Annotated in this window: 14 protein-coding genes and 1 tRNA gene; 5 read left to right on the top strand and 10 right to left on the bottom strand. The window is 56.0% G+C overall.

Features of this window, described 5'->3' with window-relative positions; all coding sequences use genetic code 11:
- Nucleotides 1–829 precede the first annotated feature (829 nt).
- The gene (locus SYN7336_RS32380; RefSeq protein WP_227498682.1) at nucleotides 830–2,101 is read left to right on the top strand and encodes a CHAT domain-containing protein; all 1,272 of its coding nucleotides are present in this window, start codon (nucleotides 830–832) and stop codon (nucleotides 2,099–2,101) included.
- Nucleotides 2,102–2,134: 33 nt separating this feature from the next.
- Nucleotides 2,135–3,025 (top strand): DUF928 domain-containing protein, encoded by an 891-nt coding sequence (locus tag SYN7336_RS16240; protein WP_156820182.1) that lies wholly within the window; start codon nucleotides 2,135–2,137, stop codon nucleotides 3,023–3,025.
- Here SYN7336_RS16240 and SYN7336_RS16235 read toward each other — a convergent pair.
- From SYN7336_RS16235 to rpsL, 8 genes are all read right to left on the bottom strand, one after another.
- Nucleotides 3,005–5,737: a CHASE2 domain-containing protein gene (locus SYN7336_RS16235; protein WP_017327007.1), complete on the bottom strand. Its 2,733-nt coding sequence runs from the start codon at nucleotides 5,735–5,737 to the stop codon at nucleotides 3,005–3,007. The two genes, SYN7336_RS16240 and SYN7336_RS16235, sit on opposite strands and share 21 nt — an antisense overlap.
- Before the next feature lie 640 nt (nucleotides 5,738–6,377).
- Nucleotides 6,378–7,523, bottom strand: a complete 1,146-nt coding sequence (locus tag SYN7336_RS16225; protein WP_026101071.1) for a homocysteine biosynthesis protein — start codon at nucleotides 7,521–7,523, stop codon at nucleotides 6,378–6,380.
- A gap of 173 nt (nucleotides 7,524–7,696) precedes the next feature.
- Nucleotides 7,697–8,101 carry a DUF4351 domain-containing protein gene (locus SYN7336_RS29065; protein ID WP_227498523.1) on the bottom strand — a complete coding sequence of 135 codons (405 nt, stop codon included), beginning with the start codon at nucleotides 8,099–8,101 and terminating at the stop codon, nucleotides 7,697–7,699.
- 188 nt (nucleotides 8,102–8,289) lie between these two features.
- Nucleotides 8,290–8,610, bottom strand: a complete 321-nt coding sequence (gene rpsJ / locus SYN7336_RS16215; RefSeq protein ID WP_017327003.1) for a 30S ribosomal protein S10 — start codon at nucleotides 8,608–8,610, stop codon at nucleotides 8,290–8,292.
- A 91-nt stretch (nucleotides 8,611–8,701) separates the two neighbouring features.
- A complete protein-coding gene (gene tuf / locus SYN7336_RS16210) occupies nucleotides 8,702–9,916 on the bottom strand; it encodes an elongation factor Tu (protein ID WP_017327002.1) in 1,215 nt (404 codons plus the stop codon).
- A gap of 18 nt (nucleotides 9,917–9,934) precedes the next feature.
- Nucleotides 9,935–12,013 carry an elongation factor G gene (gene fusA / locus SYN7336_RS16205; protein WP_017327001.1) on the bottom strand — a complete coding sequence of 693 codons (2,079 nt, stop codon included), beginning with the start codon at nucleotides 12,011–12,013 and terminating at the stop codon, nucleotides 9,935–9,937.
- A 132-nt stretch (nucleotides 12,014–12,145) separates the two neighbouring features.
- On the bottom strand, nucleotides 12,146–12,616 hold the full coding sequence (gene rpsG / locus SYN7336_RS16200; RefSeq protein ID WP_017327000.1) for a 30S ribosomal protein S7: 471 nt from the start codon (nucleotides 12,614–12,616) through the stop codon (nucleotides 12,146–12,148).
- Nucleotides 12,617–12,691: 75 nt separating this feature from the next.
- Nucleotides 12,692–13,066, bottom strand: a complete 375-nt coding sequence (gene rpsL / locus SYN7336_RS16195) for a 30S ribosomal protein S12 (RefSeq protein ID WP_017326999.1) — start codon at nucleotides 13,064–13,066, stop codon at nucleotides 12,692–12,694.
- A gap of 212 nt (nucleotides 13,067–13,278) precedes the next feature.
- Between rpsL and SYN7336_RS16190 the strand changes: the two genes are divergently transcribed.
- A tRNA-Phe gene (locus tag SYN7336_RS16190) sits at nucleotides 13,279–13,351 on the top strand.
- 172 nt (nucleotides 13,352–13,523) lie between these two features.
- Here the strand turns inward: SYN7336_RS16190 and SYN7336_RS26265 are convergent.
- On the bottom strand, nucleotides 13,524–13,781 hold the full coding sequence (locus SYN7336_RS26265) for a helix-turn-helix transcriptional regulator (RefSeq protein ID WP_017326998.1): 258 nt from the start codon (nucleotides 13,779–13,781) through the stop codon (nucleotides 13,524–13,526).
- A gap of 292 nt (nucleotides 13,782–14,073) precedes the next feature.
- On the opposite strand from SYN7336_RS26265, the gene SYN7336_RS16180 reads away from it, so the two are divergent.
- Both SYN7336_RS16180 and SYN7336_RS16175 read left to right on the top strand, forming a co-directional pair.
- Nucleotides 14,074–14,460, top strand: a complete 387-nt coding sequence (locus SYN7336_RS16180) for a hypothetical protein (RefSeq protein ID WP_017326997.1) — start codon at nucleotides 14,074–14,076, stop codon at nucleotides 14,458–14,460.
- Nucleotides 14,461–14,550: 90 nt separating this feature from the next.
- A complete protein-coding gene (locus SYN7336_RS16175) occupies nucleotides 14,551–15,426 on the top strand; it encodes an MBL fold metallo-hydrolase (protein ID WP_026101069.1) in 876 nt (291 codons plus the stop codon).
- 15 nt (nucleotides 15,427–15,441) lie between these two features.
- On the opposite strand, the gene SYN7336_RS16170 is transcribed toward SYN7336_RS16175, so the two are convergent.
- Complete coding sequence (locus SYN7336_RS16170; protein ID WP_017326995.1) at nucleotides 15,442–16,776, bottom strand: DUF2330 domain-containing protein; 1,335 nt, start codon at nucleotides 16,774–16,776, stop codon at nucleotides 15,442–15,444.
- Nucleotides 16,777–16,789: the final 13 nt, after the last annotated feature.

Below are 16,789 nucleotides of genomic sequence, written 5' to 3'. Positions count from 1 at the left end.
TTTGGGCACGATCTTGCGCGTCACCGGACAACTGCAACCCGCTTACGAAGTCTTGACCGCCAGTTGGCCCCTAGCCCAAGACTTAGGAGACCCAGATCTGCAAGCAGAGCTGGCGATCGCCCTCGGCAACACCGCCCAGGCATTGGGCCTCCGCCAAACGACAGAAACCGCCTCAAGCTTCTATCAACCGCAGCTCGTCTCCCAGCCCTCACCCATCTGCGGGGCTACCCTCGATCGCCCCTCCCCAGAAACCCTCTATCGCCAAGCCAAGCATTGCTACCAGCAAGCCTCCAATTCCCCTTCCCCCCTCACCTCGATTCAAGCCCGCCTAAACCAATTGGCCCTCGCCGCCGGCACGAACCCCACCCCTGCACTCCTAGCTCAACTGCCCCAATTGCAGCAGGACCTCGATCGCCTGCCCGACAGCAGCGCCTCGGTCAATGCCCGCCTCAACCTCGCCCAAACGGCCCTCTGCCTGCAAGGGAGCGGGAATGCGATCGCTCAATCTCCCCTCCTGCAACAGTGCCCCAGCTTCTCAAGTCCCCCGACAGACACTGCGCCCGATCGGACCTTGAACTGGAGCGAGATCGAAACCTTGGCGGCAACCGCCCGCGATCGCGCCCATCAACTGGGCGATCGCATTGCTGAATCCTATGCCTTGGGCTATCTGGGAGCCATTGCCCTGCAAACCGACGATACCGCCACAGCAGAACAGCTCACGCTACGCGCCCTGCAACAAATCTCGGCCTTCGATGTCCCCAGTACCGCCTATCTCTGGCAATGGCAATTAGGTCGCCTCTACCGGCAAAAAGGCGATCGCCCCCAGGCAATGGCCGCTTACAACCTAGCCGTCCACACCCTAGATTCCCTGCGTTCCGAATTGGTTGCCGTTTCCCCAGAAGTTCAGTTTAATTTCCGCGATAGTGTGGAACCCGTTTACCGCGAATTTGTCGATCTGTTACTGCAGTCCGAGAGCCCCAGCCAAGAGGAGTTGCTGCAGGCCCGAGAGGCGATCGAAGCCTTGCAATTAGCAGAACTGAATGACTTTTTCCGCGAAGCCTGCGAAACCTACCCAGAGCAATCCATCGATGCCATCGATCCAAAAGCAGCGGTGATTTATTCCATCCTGTTGCCCCACCGCTTAGCCGTTATCCTGTCAGTCCCAAATCGACCGCTGCAGTTCTACGCCACCGAGTTTGCCGGGGACACAGAAGGCTTATCGCAGGTGGAGCAAAGCTTCGACGATCTATTTGCCCGCCTCAATCCAGCCTTTTTCAGCCCCGATCCCCTGCGGCCCCACCAGCAGTTTTACGATTGGTTGGTGCGGCCTGCCGAAGAGACACTCGCAGACAGCGGTACCGAGACGCTGGTTTTCGTTCTGGACGGGCTCTTGCGAGGCGTGCCGGTAGCCGCCTTGCACGATGGCCAAGACTACTTAATCGAACACTATGCCGTAGCCCTAACGCCGGGGCTGCGCCTGTTGGATGCGCGATCGCTCTCCCTCGATCGCCAAAACGTCCTGGCGGCCGGAGTTGCCGCATCGCGTCAGGGGTTTGCGCCTCTGCCAGGGGTAGCGGAGGAAATGGCGAGAATTGTAGCCCTCACTCCGACAGAGGTCATGCTGGATGGAGAGTTTACCCGCGATAACCTACAGGAGCGCGTCATTGAGACTTCGTACCCCCTGATTCACTTGGCCACCCACGCCCAATTGTCCTCGCGTTCGGAAGACACCTTCCTGCTCACCTGGGACGATCGCATCAACGTCAAAGACCTCGATGCCTTACTGCGCAATCGCCGCGATCGCCCGATCGAACTCTTGGTCTTGAGTGCCTGCCAGACGGCAGTGGGAGACAAGCGCGCCGCCCTCGGCTTGGCAGGGGTGGCCGTCCGTTCGGGGGCGCGCAGCACCGTTGCCACCTTGTGGTCCGTTCAGGATGCCTCGACCGTGGATGCGATCGCCGAATTTTATGCAGCCCTGCGGCAGGGAGATCGAAGCAAAGCGAAAGCCTTGCAGCAAGCACAGTTGGAATTACTACACTCGCCTCAGTACAATCACCCTTTCTATTGGGCACCATTTGTATTGGTGGGCAATTGGTTGTGATATGAATAAGGCACTCGCCGCACGTGAATTTCAGTGGCCCATCCCGACTCTCTCTGCCTGTATCGATCGCCTCACCTATTACTGAGACTGGGACTTGTCGCGATCGCCGTTGGCGGAATGGCAACCTTCGTTCGAGCCGACACTCACCATCTGGAAGGCGATCGCTCGGAACCCGTCAAGCCAAGTTCGTCAACTTCGTCCGAATCCCCCTCCCTTGAGTCAGCCCTTACCGAACCGCCTCTAACCAATCAGGTGCCGTTGGGCTCGGGGATCGTCTTTATTCCGCCGCCAGGAGAGCCCATACCTGTCCAATCTGCGGATGGAGGGGCGCGCAACCGTCAGTGTTTCAATACCGTCGATAGCGCCACTGTCGAGGGCGATCGCCCTCAATTAGCCGCCCTCGTGCCCCCCTCCCAAATGGGACTCACCGCATCGGGGCGACCAACGCTGTGGCTGTACCAAGCGATTCCCTCCATTCGCCAGATTCTCTTGAGCGTACGAGAAGCAGAGAGCCTGCTGTTTCACTCCCAAACCACGATTGAAGTCACCCCCGATCGGACCTGGCTGGGCCTGCAAATCGCACCAGAAGGCCCGCCTTTAAAACCCGAAATTGCCTACGAATGGTCAGTTTTGGCGATCTGCGGCGATCGCCCCGGCCCCAAAGACCCCAGCCTCTCCGCTTGGGTGCGTCTGGTCGTGCCTCAGCCCTCCAGCAGCACAATTGAAGCAACCCCTCTCGCGCTGTTGCAACAATACGGCCAGCAGGGACTCTGGTACGACTTGGTGACGACTTTGATGCAGGCCCAGCAATCCCCCCCAGAGCAGGAACTGCTGGCAGACACCTGGAGCGATCTGCTCGACTACGCTGGCCTCAGCTCGATCGCCCGCGACCCCTTCGCTCCCTCAATTCGGGCGGGCAATTGAGTCTGTAGCGGCTTGCAAGTGCTGCTCGACGATCGCTTGTGCGGCAGGATTTTCGGACTGTCGCAAATATTCCAGCGCAATGCGCCCCGCCACGGGATCTTCTTCCTGAGCCTCGCTCAACCGGGTCAACGTGCTGTGAAATAGCAGCCATTCTCGCTGGCGCTCGGCCAGAATTGCGGCCACCCCCGCAGCAGCCCCACAGGCCAATAGAGCGGGAACGAGGGGGAGCCACCAGCCCCAGAGAAAAGCCAGAAAGCACCCAGCCACCAATCCCGAGGCGATCGCCATCAGCGCCAGAGCAACCGTTCCCAGCGATCGCAGTTGCCAAGCAATGCCACTGCCAATGGCAGCCCAGAACAAGATCCACAGCCCCTCCCACGGATCGGACCACACCCGCAGCAGCACTCGTCCGTCCAGAGCAGAGCTGAGAATCTGGCTTAAGATATTCGCGTGGATGACAATTCCAGGCATGTGCTCGGGAAAGCCGGACAGGCGATCGCTATAGGGAGTCAGAAACCAATCGCTGGCGCTTTGGGCGGTTAAGCCAATCAGCACGACGCGATCGCGCACGAGAGAGTCTGGAATATCGTGACGGTCCTCCAAAACCTGCCGCAGGGGCAAGGTATCGAAGTCTGCCGCATTGCCGCGAAAATTGAGCAGGATTTGAAATCCGCCTGCTTCGGCACGGACGTAACCGCCGTCGTTGCGCTCGAACCGCTCGAAGATCCTGCGGCCCAAGCGCAATCGCTTGCGCGAGCCCTCTAGAGCAGTGGCGGAAGTGTCCTCCGCCATCAAATAGCTCAGCGCTAGCCGCGTGGCAAAACTTTGACGGATATCCTCCTCCGCCAATTGCACTGACAGCAATGCCCTGCGCACCTTGCCATCGCTATCTAACATCACATCGGCAAAGCCCACCTGCCCCAGGCGAGAGAGCTCGTCGGCTGGGGCCAACCGATCGCCCACCACCTTTTCAATCCCCACTAGATGGGGCGTCGTTCTAAACACCTCCATCAATTGCTCGTGCCCTGGTTCAACCGGCAAGTTGCGATAAAAATCGAGCCCGATCGCCCTGGGTTCGTAGCGATCGAGCCTCGTAATGGCCCGTGCCAACACGCCATCAGTTAAGGGCCATTGCCCAATCGAGTCAATATCCCGTTCGTCAACGGTCACCACTAAAATGCGGCGATCGGGGGGCTCTGCCGGTTGCCAGCGAAATAGCAGATCGAGCGTGCTCCACTCCCATGCCTGCAGCAGTCCCGCAAATCGCAAGAGCAGGACGGGCACAGCAATCCCCAACGCGATCGCCCCACTCCACCCCCAAGCGGGTTGAGTGCCCTCTCGGCGGGCCTGCTGCCGCGACTCTGCCAGCAGTTGGCTGCCCCGTTCGAGGGCGTCGAGAGCAGCCTGCGTCTGCCGTTGGGCCAAATCTCGACTGGCTGCCAAATAGCGATGGTCAGCATCGCTCAAGCGTCTATCTGCCGACCAATCCAGTGCGTCTTGAAGGTGGGTCCCTTGCAACAGGTAAATCTCGTCGCCATTGGAATCCAACCACTGGCTGAGTAACTGGGCATAGGGGCGCAGGTCCGCCAGTTGGCGCTCCACCCAGGCTCGATCGAAAACCAAGTGGTAAATCGGGTTTTTCACCCTTAAATACCCCTGCTGGTTGCTGACAATCCCCGAGAGCAAGAGCTCGCAACCTTTGCGATCGCCCTCAAACGGCAAGAGCTCGCCCACTTGCTCGGACTTCAAGACCTGTTGGTACAGTCCTAAGAGACGCCCTGCCCTGCGCGGTTCTCGGATGAGGCGATCGCGAATCGTGCGCAAATGTTCGGGAACGTCTTGCAATTCCCAGTGTTTAACAACCTGTGCTCGCACAATGCCTGCGACCATTTCGAGATCGTCCCGAGTGGCGTCGTCTTGGGTGCGATCGCGATCGGCCACGAGCTGGCAGAGTTTCTGAGTTAAAAAGGGCTGCCCTGCCGTCCAAACCAAAATCTCTCTCAGCGCCTCTCCAGCATTGCGCGTGCTGCCCTCCAGACCTCGGGCGAGAGGCTGAGCCTCCTGCCACTGAAATCCGTGCAGGGCGATCGAGCGACCGATGTTGAAGGGGGTAGCGCGATCGTCGCCAATCAGCTCGGCAGGGGTTGCCGCCCCAAGCAGTGCAAAGGTGAGCTGCTGAAAGTTTGCATTCAAACTCCGTTGGTTGTAATAGGAGCGCAGCGAGGCAAAAAAATCATCGACCGGAAACGACAAGCTCAATAAACTATCAATTTCATCCACAAACACAACCAGTTGCGTGCCAGTTTTGCGGCTCGTAGATGGGAGAATTGAGTTCAATAGACCTTCGACAAACAGATTCCACTTTTGGACTGGGGCCAGATCTCCCCATGCCCTCCAATCTGCCAGTAAGTCAACCGTCCCCACCAATCCCAAGCTGCGCCAAAGCTCGATCGCCACCCCCTTATACCATTGCTCGGGAGTAACTCCCTCACCCCCAATACGAGACATATCAATTGCAGCAGATCGAATTCCCTCTTGCTGCAACCGCGACATTGCCCGCACCATCAAGCTCGACTTACCCATCTGTCGAGCATTAAATACAAAACAAAACTCTCCCGAGAGGAGAGAGGTATATAGATCGGAATCCGCTTGACGTTCTATGTAGAATGGATGTTCTGGGTCGAGACTGCCTCCAATCTGATAGGTTCTCATCGTCACTATCTCAGTAAATTTTCCAGGCGAGGATCGAAAGTCTTGCAATACATCTTACAACGCATAACTGCGTTACCGCCAAATCAACCTATCTATCTTAGAGCTCGCAATCTACGATCCAGTATAGCTTGCGTCCAGTATCTTTTCGCCGTAACAGAGCAACAAAATGATTTAAAAAGAGATTGATCTTTCAGTTATATTCGAATGTAGCGATCGCAATAGAGATAGATCTTTCCAGAATAAAATACAGATTTAAGCAGAATAAAAATGAGTGATAAACTGCTTCTAGCCTAAACTATTTAGCTTTAAAAAGATGTCTTTAATTCCATCTCACTAGCTATGCGCAGAGAATATTGTCTCTCGGTCTAGATGGTAGAAACCCTAGCATGAGAGTGCAACTCGCTGGCCTCATCGACTGCCTCTCCTGCCTAACTCTTTAAGTGAAGTCAGTCGTAAAACTACAAAATCATCTATAACTGGACTCTGCTTGCGAGTTCAACCGTCGCAACAACCACAGCGATACGGTATGACCGATAAAGTGAGCCCCCTTGAAGGGTTTCAATTTTTTGGAGCGATCGCCATCCCACGTCAGTTTGATAAAATCATCTGCAAGCGATCGCCCCTCCACCACTTCGCTGGGTCACTCCTGCAAAGGTAAAAACTCGCGATCGCTCGGCAAAGCCGCCACCGGTTCGCTCAACAAAAACTCCCCCGACTGAATTTGCAGCTTCAGAGCCTCTGCCACCGCCAGAGACAAACGCAAGCTCGCCAGCGGAGCCACCCGTACCAACTGCCCGTTTAACTGAATCTGACCGGACTTCAATTGCGCGTAACTCACCAACCCAAACGTAGGCCGCACCCGCCGAGGAATCGCAAAATCCACCACTGGAGCCACCAACTCTGCATCCGACACTGCGGCCCGTTCCACCACTTCCTCATTCAACACCGGAATCGGAATCCCCACCCCCAACATCAAAGACGGCCCATACCCCTTGAAATAACAACCCCGCACCCATTGCGACTGCATCTGCTTGGCATCCCCAATCAGCGCCAGCGTCGCCGACGGACCGATCGGCGTCAGATTCGGCAACCGCTTCTGCCCCGGAAAATGTTGCGTTCCCTCCCAAGCGATATACCCTTGCGCCCCCCCCAAAAAAATCCGCGTTCCAATCCCGATCGCCTTCAACTCGGGATCGTTCAGCAAAGGCGACAGCGCCCCAGGATTCGAATAAACTGCATTGCCCAAGCGGGGCTGCAACGGACCGAGATAAGTGTATAGAGGGCGATCGCCCCCATTCACCCCCACAATAAAATTCTGATAAGCATTGCGAGGGTTGAATAAATAAAATTGATTCAGTCGCTCCTTCGATAGCATCGTATCGATTTCAGCCCGAGGATAGCAATCGGTCACCTGACCGACCGCATGTAGGTGAACCGACTTGCCCGCAATCAAATCGGCGATCGCGTGCCCTCCACCATAAGCCCCATCAGCCTTATCGGATGGCTGCGCCGCCCCCACATACAAATCGACCGCCCCAAACCCCGCATAAGCCGGAACCTCATTGAGCCAAGCGCGATGGATTTTAATCGGCGGATCGGAATGCCCAATATTGAGAATCGCCCCCGAAGCCTCCATGGGCTCGAAGGTGCCCGTGGCGATCGCATCCACCCGCTCGAACGCCGCCCGCACCCCCACCTCGGCCACCAATTCCTTCAGCTCGCAAACCGTCAGCACCGTCACGCTGCCCGCCACAATCTTTGCATTGATATCGGCGATCGTGCGCATCGAGGCAGTAGACATAACATCAGTTCAATAAAAGACTGGCCCTACCCCCCAATGCCGAGGCAAAGGTCAGGGAATTTTAGCTCGACCGTCTCCCGGTCGAGCAACTCAATGCTTGAGAAATAGCTCGTTCGAGCTGAGCTCTATCTGGACGTAAGGCACTGAGGCGATCGCCATCACGAATCGCATTCATCCAACCAAAGATCCAGATCTGCCCCAGTCTGAAAATCCAATAGTACTTCCCCCAACACTTCCAATTGGGGCAGTGTTAGTGCTGCTATACGAGCTTGGCGCTGTGTAGAAACCTCCCCGAACCGCCGCGTAAGCAAGCGCAAGATCAGTGCTCGTTCCCCCTGTTCGCGTCCTTCTTTGCGTCCCTGTTCCAGCCCTTTCTGAAGCGCCATGCGCTCAATCGTACTGAGATAAGGCATACGACCCTCCCGCTCCCATTGCTCCAACTCTGTCCGAAATTGTTGCTCGTAGTCTAGCAGCTTCACCGTGGGAAACCGAAAGCTGACCTCGCAACCCCACAGACCCGTCTCAAATCGATTGGGCCGCCAACTGGCTCGCTCGTCACTCAAAATGGCCAAATTGGGACATTAAATTTGTCCCGCAAGCGATAGTTATAGGTATACATCCGTGCTTCAAATCGGACTCATGTGGCTGAAGGAGAGGATGTAGAAATATCCACGGTTGAGAATACTCCTTCTACAACCGTGGCCCAAGGCTTCTTGCCAGAAACCTGGATTTGACTCAGCCAGAGCGAAGCCTAGAGCTTCACTTCAATATCCACACCAGCCGGAAGATCGAGCTTCATCAAAGCATCAATCGTTTTAGAAGAAGGGGAATAGATATCGATAATGCGGCGATGGGTACGGGTCTCGAAATGCTCGCGAGAATCTTTATCTACGTGAGGCGATCGCAGCACGCAATAGATCCGTCGGCGGGTGGGCAAGGGAATCGGCCCTACAGCTGCTGCCTGAGTGCGGTTCGCCGTATCCACAATCTTGTCGCAGGAGGTATCCAGCAGGCGGTGGTCGAAAGCCTTGAGGCGGATACGAATTTTTTGCTTATCCAGAGTAGAAGTCATCGTAAATTTGCCAGTGACAGGTAGAGACAAGACTGGCGTAGGTGCCCTGACAGTTTGCCAGAAGGCGTCCCTACGCCAGCCTCAGTAAAGCTTATTCAACAATTTCGGACACAACGCCCGCACCCACAGTACGGCCCCCTTCGCGAATCGCGAAGCGCATCCCCTTCTCAATCGCGATCGGGGTGATCAGCGAAACCGCCATCTTGATGCGATCGCCAGGCATCACCATTTCGGCATCGGAACCATCGTCAGCCGTAAATGCATCGATGGTGCCCGTCACATCAGTGGTGCGTACGTAGAACTGAGGACGATAGCCGGGGAAAAAGGGAGTGTGACGACCGCCTTCTTCCTTCTTGAGGATGTAGACCTCAGATTTGAACTTAGTGTGGGGGGTAATGGAACCGGGCTTTGCCAGAACCATGCCGCGCTCGATTTCATCCTTCTGAATGCCGCGCAGCAGGACGCCCACATTGTCGCCAGCGAGACCTTCTTCTAGGGTCTTCTGGAACATCTCTACACCCGTCACGGTGGTGGAACGGGTGTCGGCTAGACCCACCAATTCAATCGTTTCGCCCACTTTCACCTTGCCGCGCTCGATGCGGCCCGTAGCCACAGTGCCGCGACCGGTAATCGAGAAAACATCCTCGACCGCCATCAAGAAGGGCTTTTCAACATCGCGCTCGGGAGTGGGAACGTAGGCATCCACCTCGTCCATCAGCTTGTAGATTTTCTCGACCCACTCGTCGGATTTGCCTGCAGTCAGGGATTCAACAGCCTTGAGGGCAGAGCCGATCACGATCGGAATGTCGTCGCCGGGGAATTCGTATTCGTCGAGCAGCTCGCGGACTTCCAATTCCACCAATTCGAGCAGTTCTTCGTCGTCAACCTGGTCCTCCTTGTTCAGGAACACCACCAAGTTGGGCACGCCCACCTGACGGGCCAGCAAGATATGCTCGCGGGTCTGGGGCATGGGGCCATCAGCAGCAGACACCACCAGAATGGCACCATCCATCTGGGCCGCCCCCGTGATCATGTTCTTGACATAGTCAGCGTGACCGGGGCAATCCACGTGAGCGTAGTGACGGTCTTCAGTCTGATACTCGACGTGGGCAGTATTGATGGTGATACCGCGAGCTTTCTCTTCGGGAGCCGCATCGATATCTTCATAATTGCGGGCCTTTGCACCGCCCTTTTCTGCCAGCGCCATCGTGATGGCGGCAGTCAGCGTGGTCTTGCCGTGGTCAACGTGGCCGATGGTGCCGATGTTGACGTGGGGCTTATTCCGTTCGAATTTCTCGCGTGCCATTAGTCTGTGTTCCTCTGTTTATTCATTCCCTTTATGTTTAGCAATGATGGTTTCGGCGACAGTGCGAGGGACTTCCTCGTAGTTGCCGAACTCCATCGAAAAAGTCCCGCGTCCCTGGGTCTTCGACCGGATGTCGGTGGCATAGCCGAACATTTCCGCCAAAGGTACTTTAGCAGTTACTTTCGCAACTGGATCGCCAGGATCCATCGACTCGACCTGGCCGCGACGGGAGTTGAGATCGCCAATCACGTCGCCGAGGAAGTCGCCAGGGACTTCCACTTCGACCTTCATGCTCGGTTCGAGCAGGGCGGGAGAGCTGCGTTTGACCGCTTCTCTCAATGCCATCGAACCGGCAATCTTAAAGGCCATCTCGCTGGAGTCAACCTCGTGATACGACCCGTCCACCAAGGTGGCGCGGACGTCGATGAGGGGGTAGCCTGCTAAAACACCTGACTCGCAGGCTTCTTTCATGCCTGCCTCGACCGGGTTGATATATTCCTTCGGAACGGAACCCCCCACGATCTTGGAGACAAACTCAAATCCAGAGCCCGGATCGCCCGGTTCTAGATTGATAACCACATGGCCGTACTGGCCTTTACCGCCACTCTGACGGATAAACTTCCCTTCCACCTTATTGGCCACCTTGCGAATGGTTTCGCGGTAGGCCACCTGAGGCGCGCCGACGTTGGCCTCCACCTTAAATTCCCGCAGCATGCGGTCCACCAGAATTTCGAGGTGAAGTTCCCCCATCCCCGAAATCACCGTTTGGTTTGTCTCGGGGTCGATCGCCACTCGAAAGGTGGGATCTTCCTCCGAGAGGGATTTCAGCGCCTTGGAAAGCTTTTCCAAGTCTGCCTTGGTTTTGGGTTCGACCGCAACTGAGATCACCGGCTCGGGAATGTATAGCGATTCCAACACAATCGGACTGTCGGGGTCGCAGAGGGTATGGCCGGTAAAGGTGTCTTTCAGGCCGAGAATAGCCCCTAAATCGCCTGCTCGCAGCTCGTCCACATCAATCCGATCGTCCGCCTTCATCACAATCAAGCGAGAAATGCGCTCTTTCTTGTCCTGACTGGAGTTATAGACGTAGCTGCCCTTTTTCAACACGCCAGAGTACACCCGCACAAAAGTCAAGCGTCCGTAGGGATCGGTCATGACTTTAAAGGCCAAGGCCGCCAGTGGCAAATCGTCATTGGCCTCGCGAGATGCCTCCGTACCGTCACCCAGGTACCCTTTAATCGCAGGCACTTCGAGCGGCGAGGGCAGGTAGTCCACCACGGCATCTAACAACGTCTGCACGCCCTTATTCTTGAGAGCAGTACCGCACAAGGTCGGCATGATTTGGTTGGCAATGGTGGCCTTGCGCAGTGCCGCCTTAATTTCTGCAGTGGTAAACGCTTCACCCTCGACAAACTTTTCAGTCAGAGCTTCATCAAAGTCTGCCACTGCCTCCAGCAGCTTCTCTCGATACTCTGCTGCCAACTCCTGCATGTCGGCAGGAATGTCGGCGATCTCAATATCGGTACCCAGATCGTTGGTGTAGATATAGGCTTGCATTTCCACCAGATCCACCAAACCGGCGAACTGTTCTTCGGCACCGATGGGTAACTGAATGGCAACGGCATTGGCCTGCAGGCGATCGCGCATTTGAGCCATCACTTTATAGTAGTCAGCACCCGTACGGTCCATTTTGTTGACAAAGGCCATGCGAGGCACGGCGTACCGATTGGCTTGCCGCCAAACCGTCTCGGTTTGGGGCTGAACCCCACCCACCGAGTCAAACACAGCGATGACGCCATCCAGCACTCGCATGGAACGCTCCACCTCAATGGTGAAGTCTACGTGACCGGGAGTATCGATAATATTGATGTGGCAATCTTTCCAGTCCGTCGAGATCGCCGCAGCTGTGATCGTAATTCCGCGTTCGCGTTCTTGATCCATCCAGTCCATGACTGCCGTGCCCTCGTGCACCTCGCCAATTTTGTGCACGATACCGGAGTAATAGAGGATGCGCTCGGTCGTAGTGGTCTTACCCGCATCGATGTGCGCGGCAATGCCGATATTTCGAATGGTTTCGAGTGGAACGGTGCGAGCCACAACTCCCTCCTACCTTCGCCAAGATCTGGATGGCGAAATTTTCCTTAACGATTCTAACGTTTACCGCCGGGAGCCTGAATGGAATTTAAAGTTGACTCTGGCAGAGCTCCGCTGCAACGGGGACTTCTGGGCTTAGTAGCGATAGTGGGCAAATGCCTTGTTAGCTTCAGCCATGCGATGGGTTTCTTCCCGCTTGCGAATGGTATTACCCGTTTCGTTGGCGGCATCCATGAGTTCGTTGGCCAGTTTGCTCGACATGCTCTTGCCGGGACGAGCGCGGGAGAAGGACGTCAGCCAGCGCAGCGCCAGAGTGGTGCCGCGATCGCCGCGAACTTCCATCGGCACTTGGTAGGTGGCACCGCCGACGCGGCGGGCCTTCACCTCCACCATAGGGGTGGCGTTGCGGATGGCGTTTTCCACCAGTTCTAAAGGCTCTCCCCCAGTTCGTTCGGCCATCAGATCCATCGCGTCGTAGACGATGCTGGAGGCGATCGAAGCTTTCCCATCCACCATTAATTTGCGGATTAGCATAGAAACTAGGCGGCTGCCAAATTTCGGGTCGGGGTTAACTTCGCGACGGGTGGCACGATTGCGACGGGACATGGGGAGATACGAATCCTTTTAATCGAGTGTAACGGGCTGGGCTTCGAAGACGAGCAGAGCAGGCAGGATGGGCGCTTATTCTTTAGGACGCTTAGCGCCGTATTTGGACCGACCTTGGCGGCGGTCTTTAACGCCTGCAGTATCGAGGGTGCCGCGAATGATATGGTAGCGGACCCCCGGCAAATCTTTGACTCGTCCGCCACGAATCATCACCACCGAGTGCTCTTGCAGATTGTGACCGATGCCGGGAATGTAGGCAGTCACTTCAAAACCAGAGGTCAGGCGAACGCGAGCCACTTTACGCAGGGCAGAATTGGGCTTTTTGGGGGTGGTTGTGTAAACGCGGGTACAGACGCCGCGACGCTGCGGGCATGACTTGAGCGCAGGGGATTTCGATTTCTGCTTTGCGACGCTTCTTTCGTCTCGAATGAGCTGCTGGATGGTGGGCATAAAACCGAGTTCTGGATTGACAATTCATCGGGAGCAGGCGGTTGCAAGCACTCCACTTCGCGCAGATGCCCGACTAACGCACCGAAGATGAATGGTAACAAGTTGTTTGTTGCAATGTCAATTTCTCTGTGTCTGAGGGTTGCGTTTTGAAAAGTCTTGCGCCTCAGTACGCAGTTCGTTATGCTCTTAGTTGCGTTTGGCGCAGCCCCCCCGCCGGGATAGCTCAGTTGGTAGAGCAGAGGACTGAAAATCCTCGTGTCACCAGTTCAAGTCTGGTTCCTGGCATCTCCCGAAACTCAAGTGATGAGACTCGGTTCGACCTAATTCCTTTGCGAGCGATTTTTACAACTGCTGGGTTTCCTCTATCGACAGCTTCGCCGTCAATTGGTGTTTTGGCAACGGGTGTTGACAATGGGTGTTGTGTGTACCCGACTCCAGCGGGCGGCCCGTTTGAGATTCATTCCAACTCGCGATCGCTCGCCGTGTAATCGTGGGGAAGCTCTGCCGCCTTCAATCCCGGCTGCAGCAACTGGGGACCGAAGTCGTCGGGCAACTGGTCGAGGCTGACATCGAGCACCCGGCACAACTCCTTCACCTGACGAATTGTCAGTCGCGGAACTGCTCGACCCTTCTCCCAATTGCGAATCGTCGTCTCCGACACTCCGAGCGCTTTACTCAACTGCTCTTGAGTTAAAAATCGAATTCTTCTGAGCATAGCGAGTGGGGATCTGGGCTTCGATGCCATTTTAACGTAAACTTATAGACGACTAAAATAATTTGAGTTACGATTGCTAATGAGAATTACTCTCCGATAAACAATCCCATTCGACTGTCAGGCTAGACATTCATAAGCCAACCGCGATCTCGTGTAGCAGATCGCGCCAGTTGAGGGGCCTTCAACTCACTTTATCTGCATTGCCCCTCACCTGTCGGTTACCGCCTGCATTTCCTCAGCCGAAATCCGTCCCCAGCCATCGAGATTGCCAGCCATACCCCCTCAGCAACCCATGAGCGCAATTCCCCCGTCAGGCCCCATCGATACTCAGATCTCCATTCGCGATCGCTCCGGGCGATCGCTGCTGAGCATTACCTGTCACCCCAGCCCATTCCCTTCGAGCCGCGATCCCTCCCCAGCGAATGCCGAGCTCCCTACAGTTGCCTGCATTAGCTTGTACGGTTTAGCCTTCGCCTTGGCGATCGTCCAACTGCACGATCGCGACATCGATCGAACCATCCTGCGTCGAGACTACGATCGCCTGCTGCAAGACGCCCACGCCATGCTCGAACTCTACCCCCCGGACTATCTCGAAACCTTCATCCAAGAAACCTTCCCGCCTCTGTCGCAGTCTGAGTCCTCCTCCACTGTTCAATCCCCGTCAGCAGAGCCAGAATAACAATAGAAGACGCGGGCTGGTTGGCACAGCCTTACACTGCCATTCCCTTACACTGCCATTCCCTTACACTGCCATTCGGAGGGCAAACCCATGGCAACACTCTCCAAACGACGCCCCCAAAACGTTACCGGCAATTTTTACGTTGACAGTAGTTGCATCGATTGCGACACTTGCCGCTGGATGGCCCCCCACACCTTCAGCCGCCTCGACGGTCAATCGGCAGTCCACCACCAACCCGACACCGAAGGCGATCGCCTGCAAGCCTTACAAGCGCTGCTCGCCTGCCCCACTGCTTCCATCGGCACTGTCGAAAAACCTGAGGATATTCGGGCGGTTCAGCAGAGTTTCCCGATCGCGATCGCCGAGAATGTCTACCATTGCGGCTATCACTCCGAACGCTCCTACGGCGCTACCAGTTATTTCATCACCCGTCCCGCAGGCAATATTCTCATCGACTCTCCCCGCTTCGCTCCCCCTTTAGTCAAACGGCTGGAAGACCTGGGAGGCATCCGCTACCTTTACCTCACCCACCGCGACGATGTGGCCGACCACCGCAAATTTCGCGATCGCTTCGGTTGCGATCGCATTCTTCATACTGACGACATCTCCACTGACACCCAAGCTGTCGAAATCCAACTCAGGGGTAGCGAGCCCTACCGACTTGCCGACGATATCTTCATCCTTCCCGTCCCCGGCCACACCCGAGGCCACACCGTTTTGCTCTACAACGACAGCGTTCTCTTTACGGGGGACCACCTCGCCTACTCCGCTTCCCTCGCTCACCTCATCGGCTTCCGTAACTTCTGCTGGTATTCTTGGCCCCGCCAAATTGAATCGATGGAAACTCTGACTCGCTATTCCTTCGAGTGGGTCTTGCCCGGTCACGGCAGGCGTTTTCACGGCGATCGCGACACGATGCGCAAAGCGTTGCAAGATTGCATTGACTGGATGAAATCTGCTGCTTAGAGGCGAGGCCAATCTTTAATTCCCCCACAGCTCTTCCCACCAGCGTACGGGTGCGGCTTCTGGAATGTTGGGGAGCTTGGCGCGAATATCGTCGATCGCCCAACCGGTCAGATTTGCCAGGGTTTGGGCTTCTCGTTCGAAGCGATCGCCTAAACCGCGACGATATTGCCGACCGGCGGGACAGTTGGCTGCCCCCCCAAAAGGATGGCGCAGCACGTACCGTCCCTGAAAATTTTGACGGTTGCTGGTTTCTTGGAACTGCAGATCTTCGGGGAAGCGATCGCGCGTGTAGCGAACGTGCAACCGCGTGACGAACGCATTCGGCGACTGGCCGGGACGCAGCCAAAACACCCCCGCTTTGCGCAACTCCTCAGCCGAAGGGGGTGTGGCCGAACAGGGATCGCAACTGCGAATATCCCAGGCATATTCTAGAAACGCGACATTCTTATTTTCCCGCTCGTAGGCAGTCTCGAACATATCGGTGTAGAAATCATCGAATTCGGATTTGACAAACACCGGAATGTCCATGTTGGAGGGCACTTTCACAGTGCGGTAATTGGTCAGCTCCACCTGACCCTGTGGGGAGAGGGCGTAGACAATCAGATCCTGATCGCCGCTGGCATTGGCCATCCCCAACCGAATCGGCAGCATAAACTTGGGCGATTCGTAAGCAATTTGCAGCGGTCGCAGATATTGGAATTCAGAGCGCTCGAATTCCTCCAAATTCACCTTGGCCACAAAAAATTTCATCCCCTGACGGATGTAAGGACGCAACAGCGGTTGAGCGTTGTCGGGAATGCGATAGCCATTTTGCCGCAGCCAGGTTTCCAAGCCATCTGACTCAGTGGCGCTGAGAATTTGAATGTCGTATTCGCCGACTGAAAATTCCGCTTCGACAGTGACCCCCAACACTTGCTCTCGTCGCCTGTTAGACGACTCTAAACTGGGGGCGGCTGCGTCGTTGAGGGCTCGTCCTTGCCACAGCTCAAACTCGCGCGCGCAGGGATCGGGGTCGAAATATTCCACCAAGCGGGGGGCGCTGAAAGCGTCGAGGCGATCGATGATGTCCCGATCGCCCACATGCACTTGCTCTTCTTGCAAGACAACAGGTACGGGGACAACCATCGCAAATTCATCTAAATCCCCCTCGTAATCGTTGGACATCGTGATGACCGCGCGATCGCCGTCCCGCGCCAAAATCACCTGCGAGGCTTGGTTGAATAAATCGGCATCGGCTTTCGCCACATAGAATCCGCAGAAGGCACGGGCAGCGGTGCCGAAGCTGAGACACAGGCCGATCGCGAGGGCGATCGCCACAAAGGGTCGAGAAAACAGTCGAGAAAAGTTCATCGAAACAAATCCT

This window comes from Synechococcus sp. PCC 7336 (genome assembly GCF_000332275.1).
Lineage (GTDB): Bacteria > Cyanobacteriota > Cyanobacteriia > Thermostichales > PCC-7336 > PCC-7336.
Note: the sequence above shows the minus strand (reverse complement) of the source record. Positions and strands in the feature narration are given on the sequence as shown.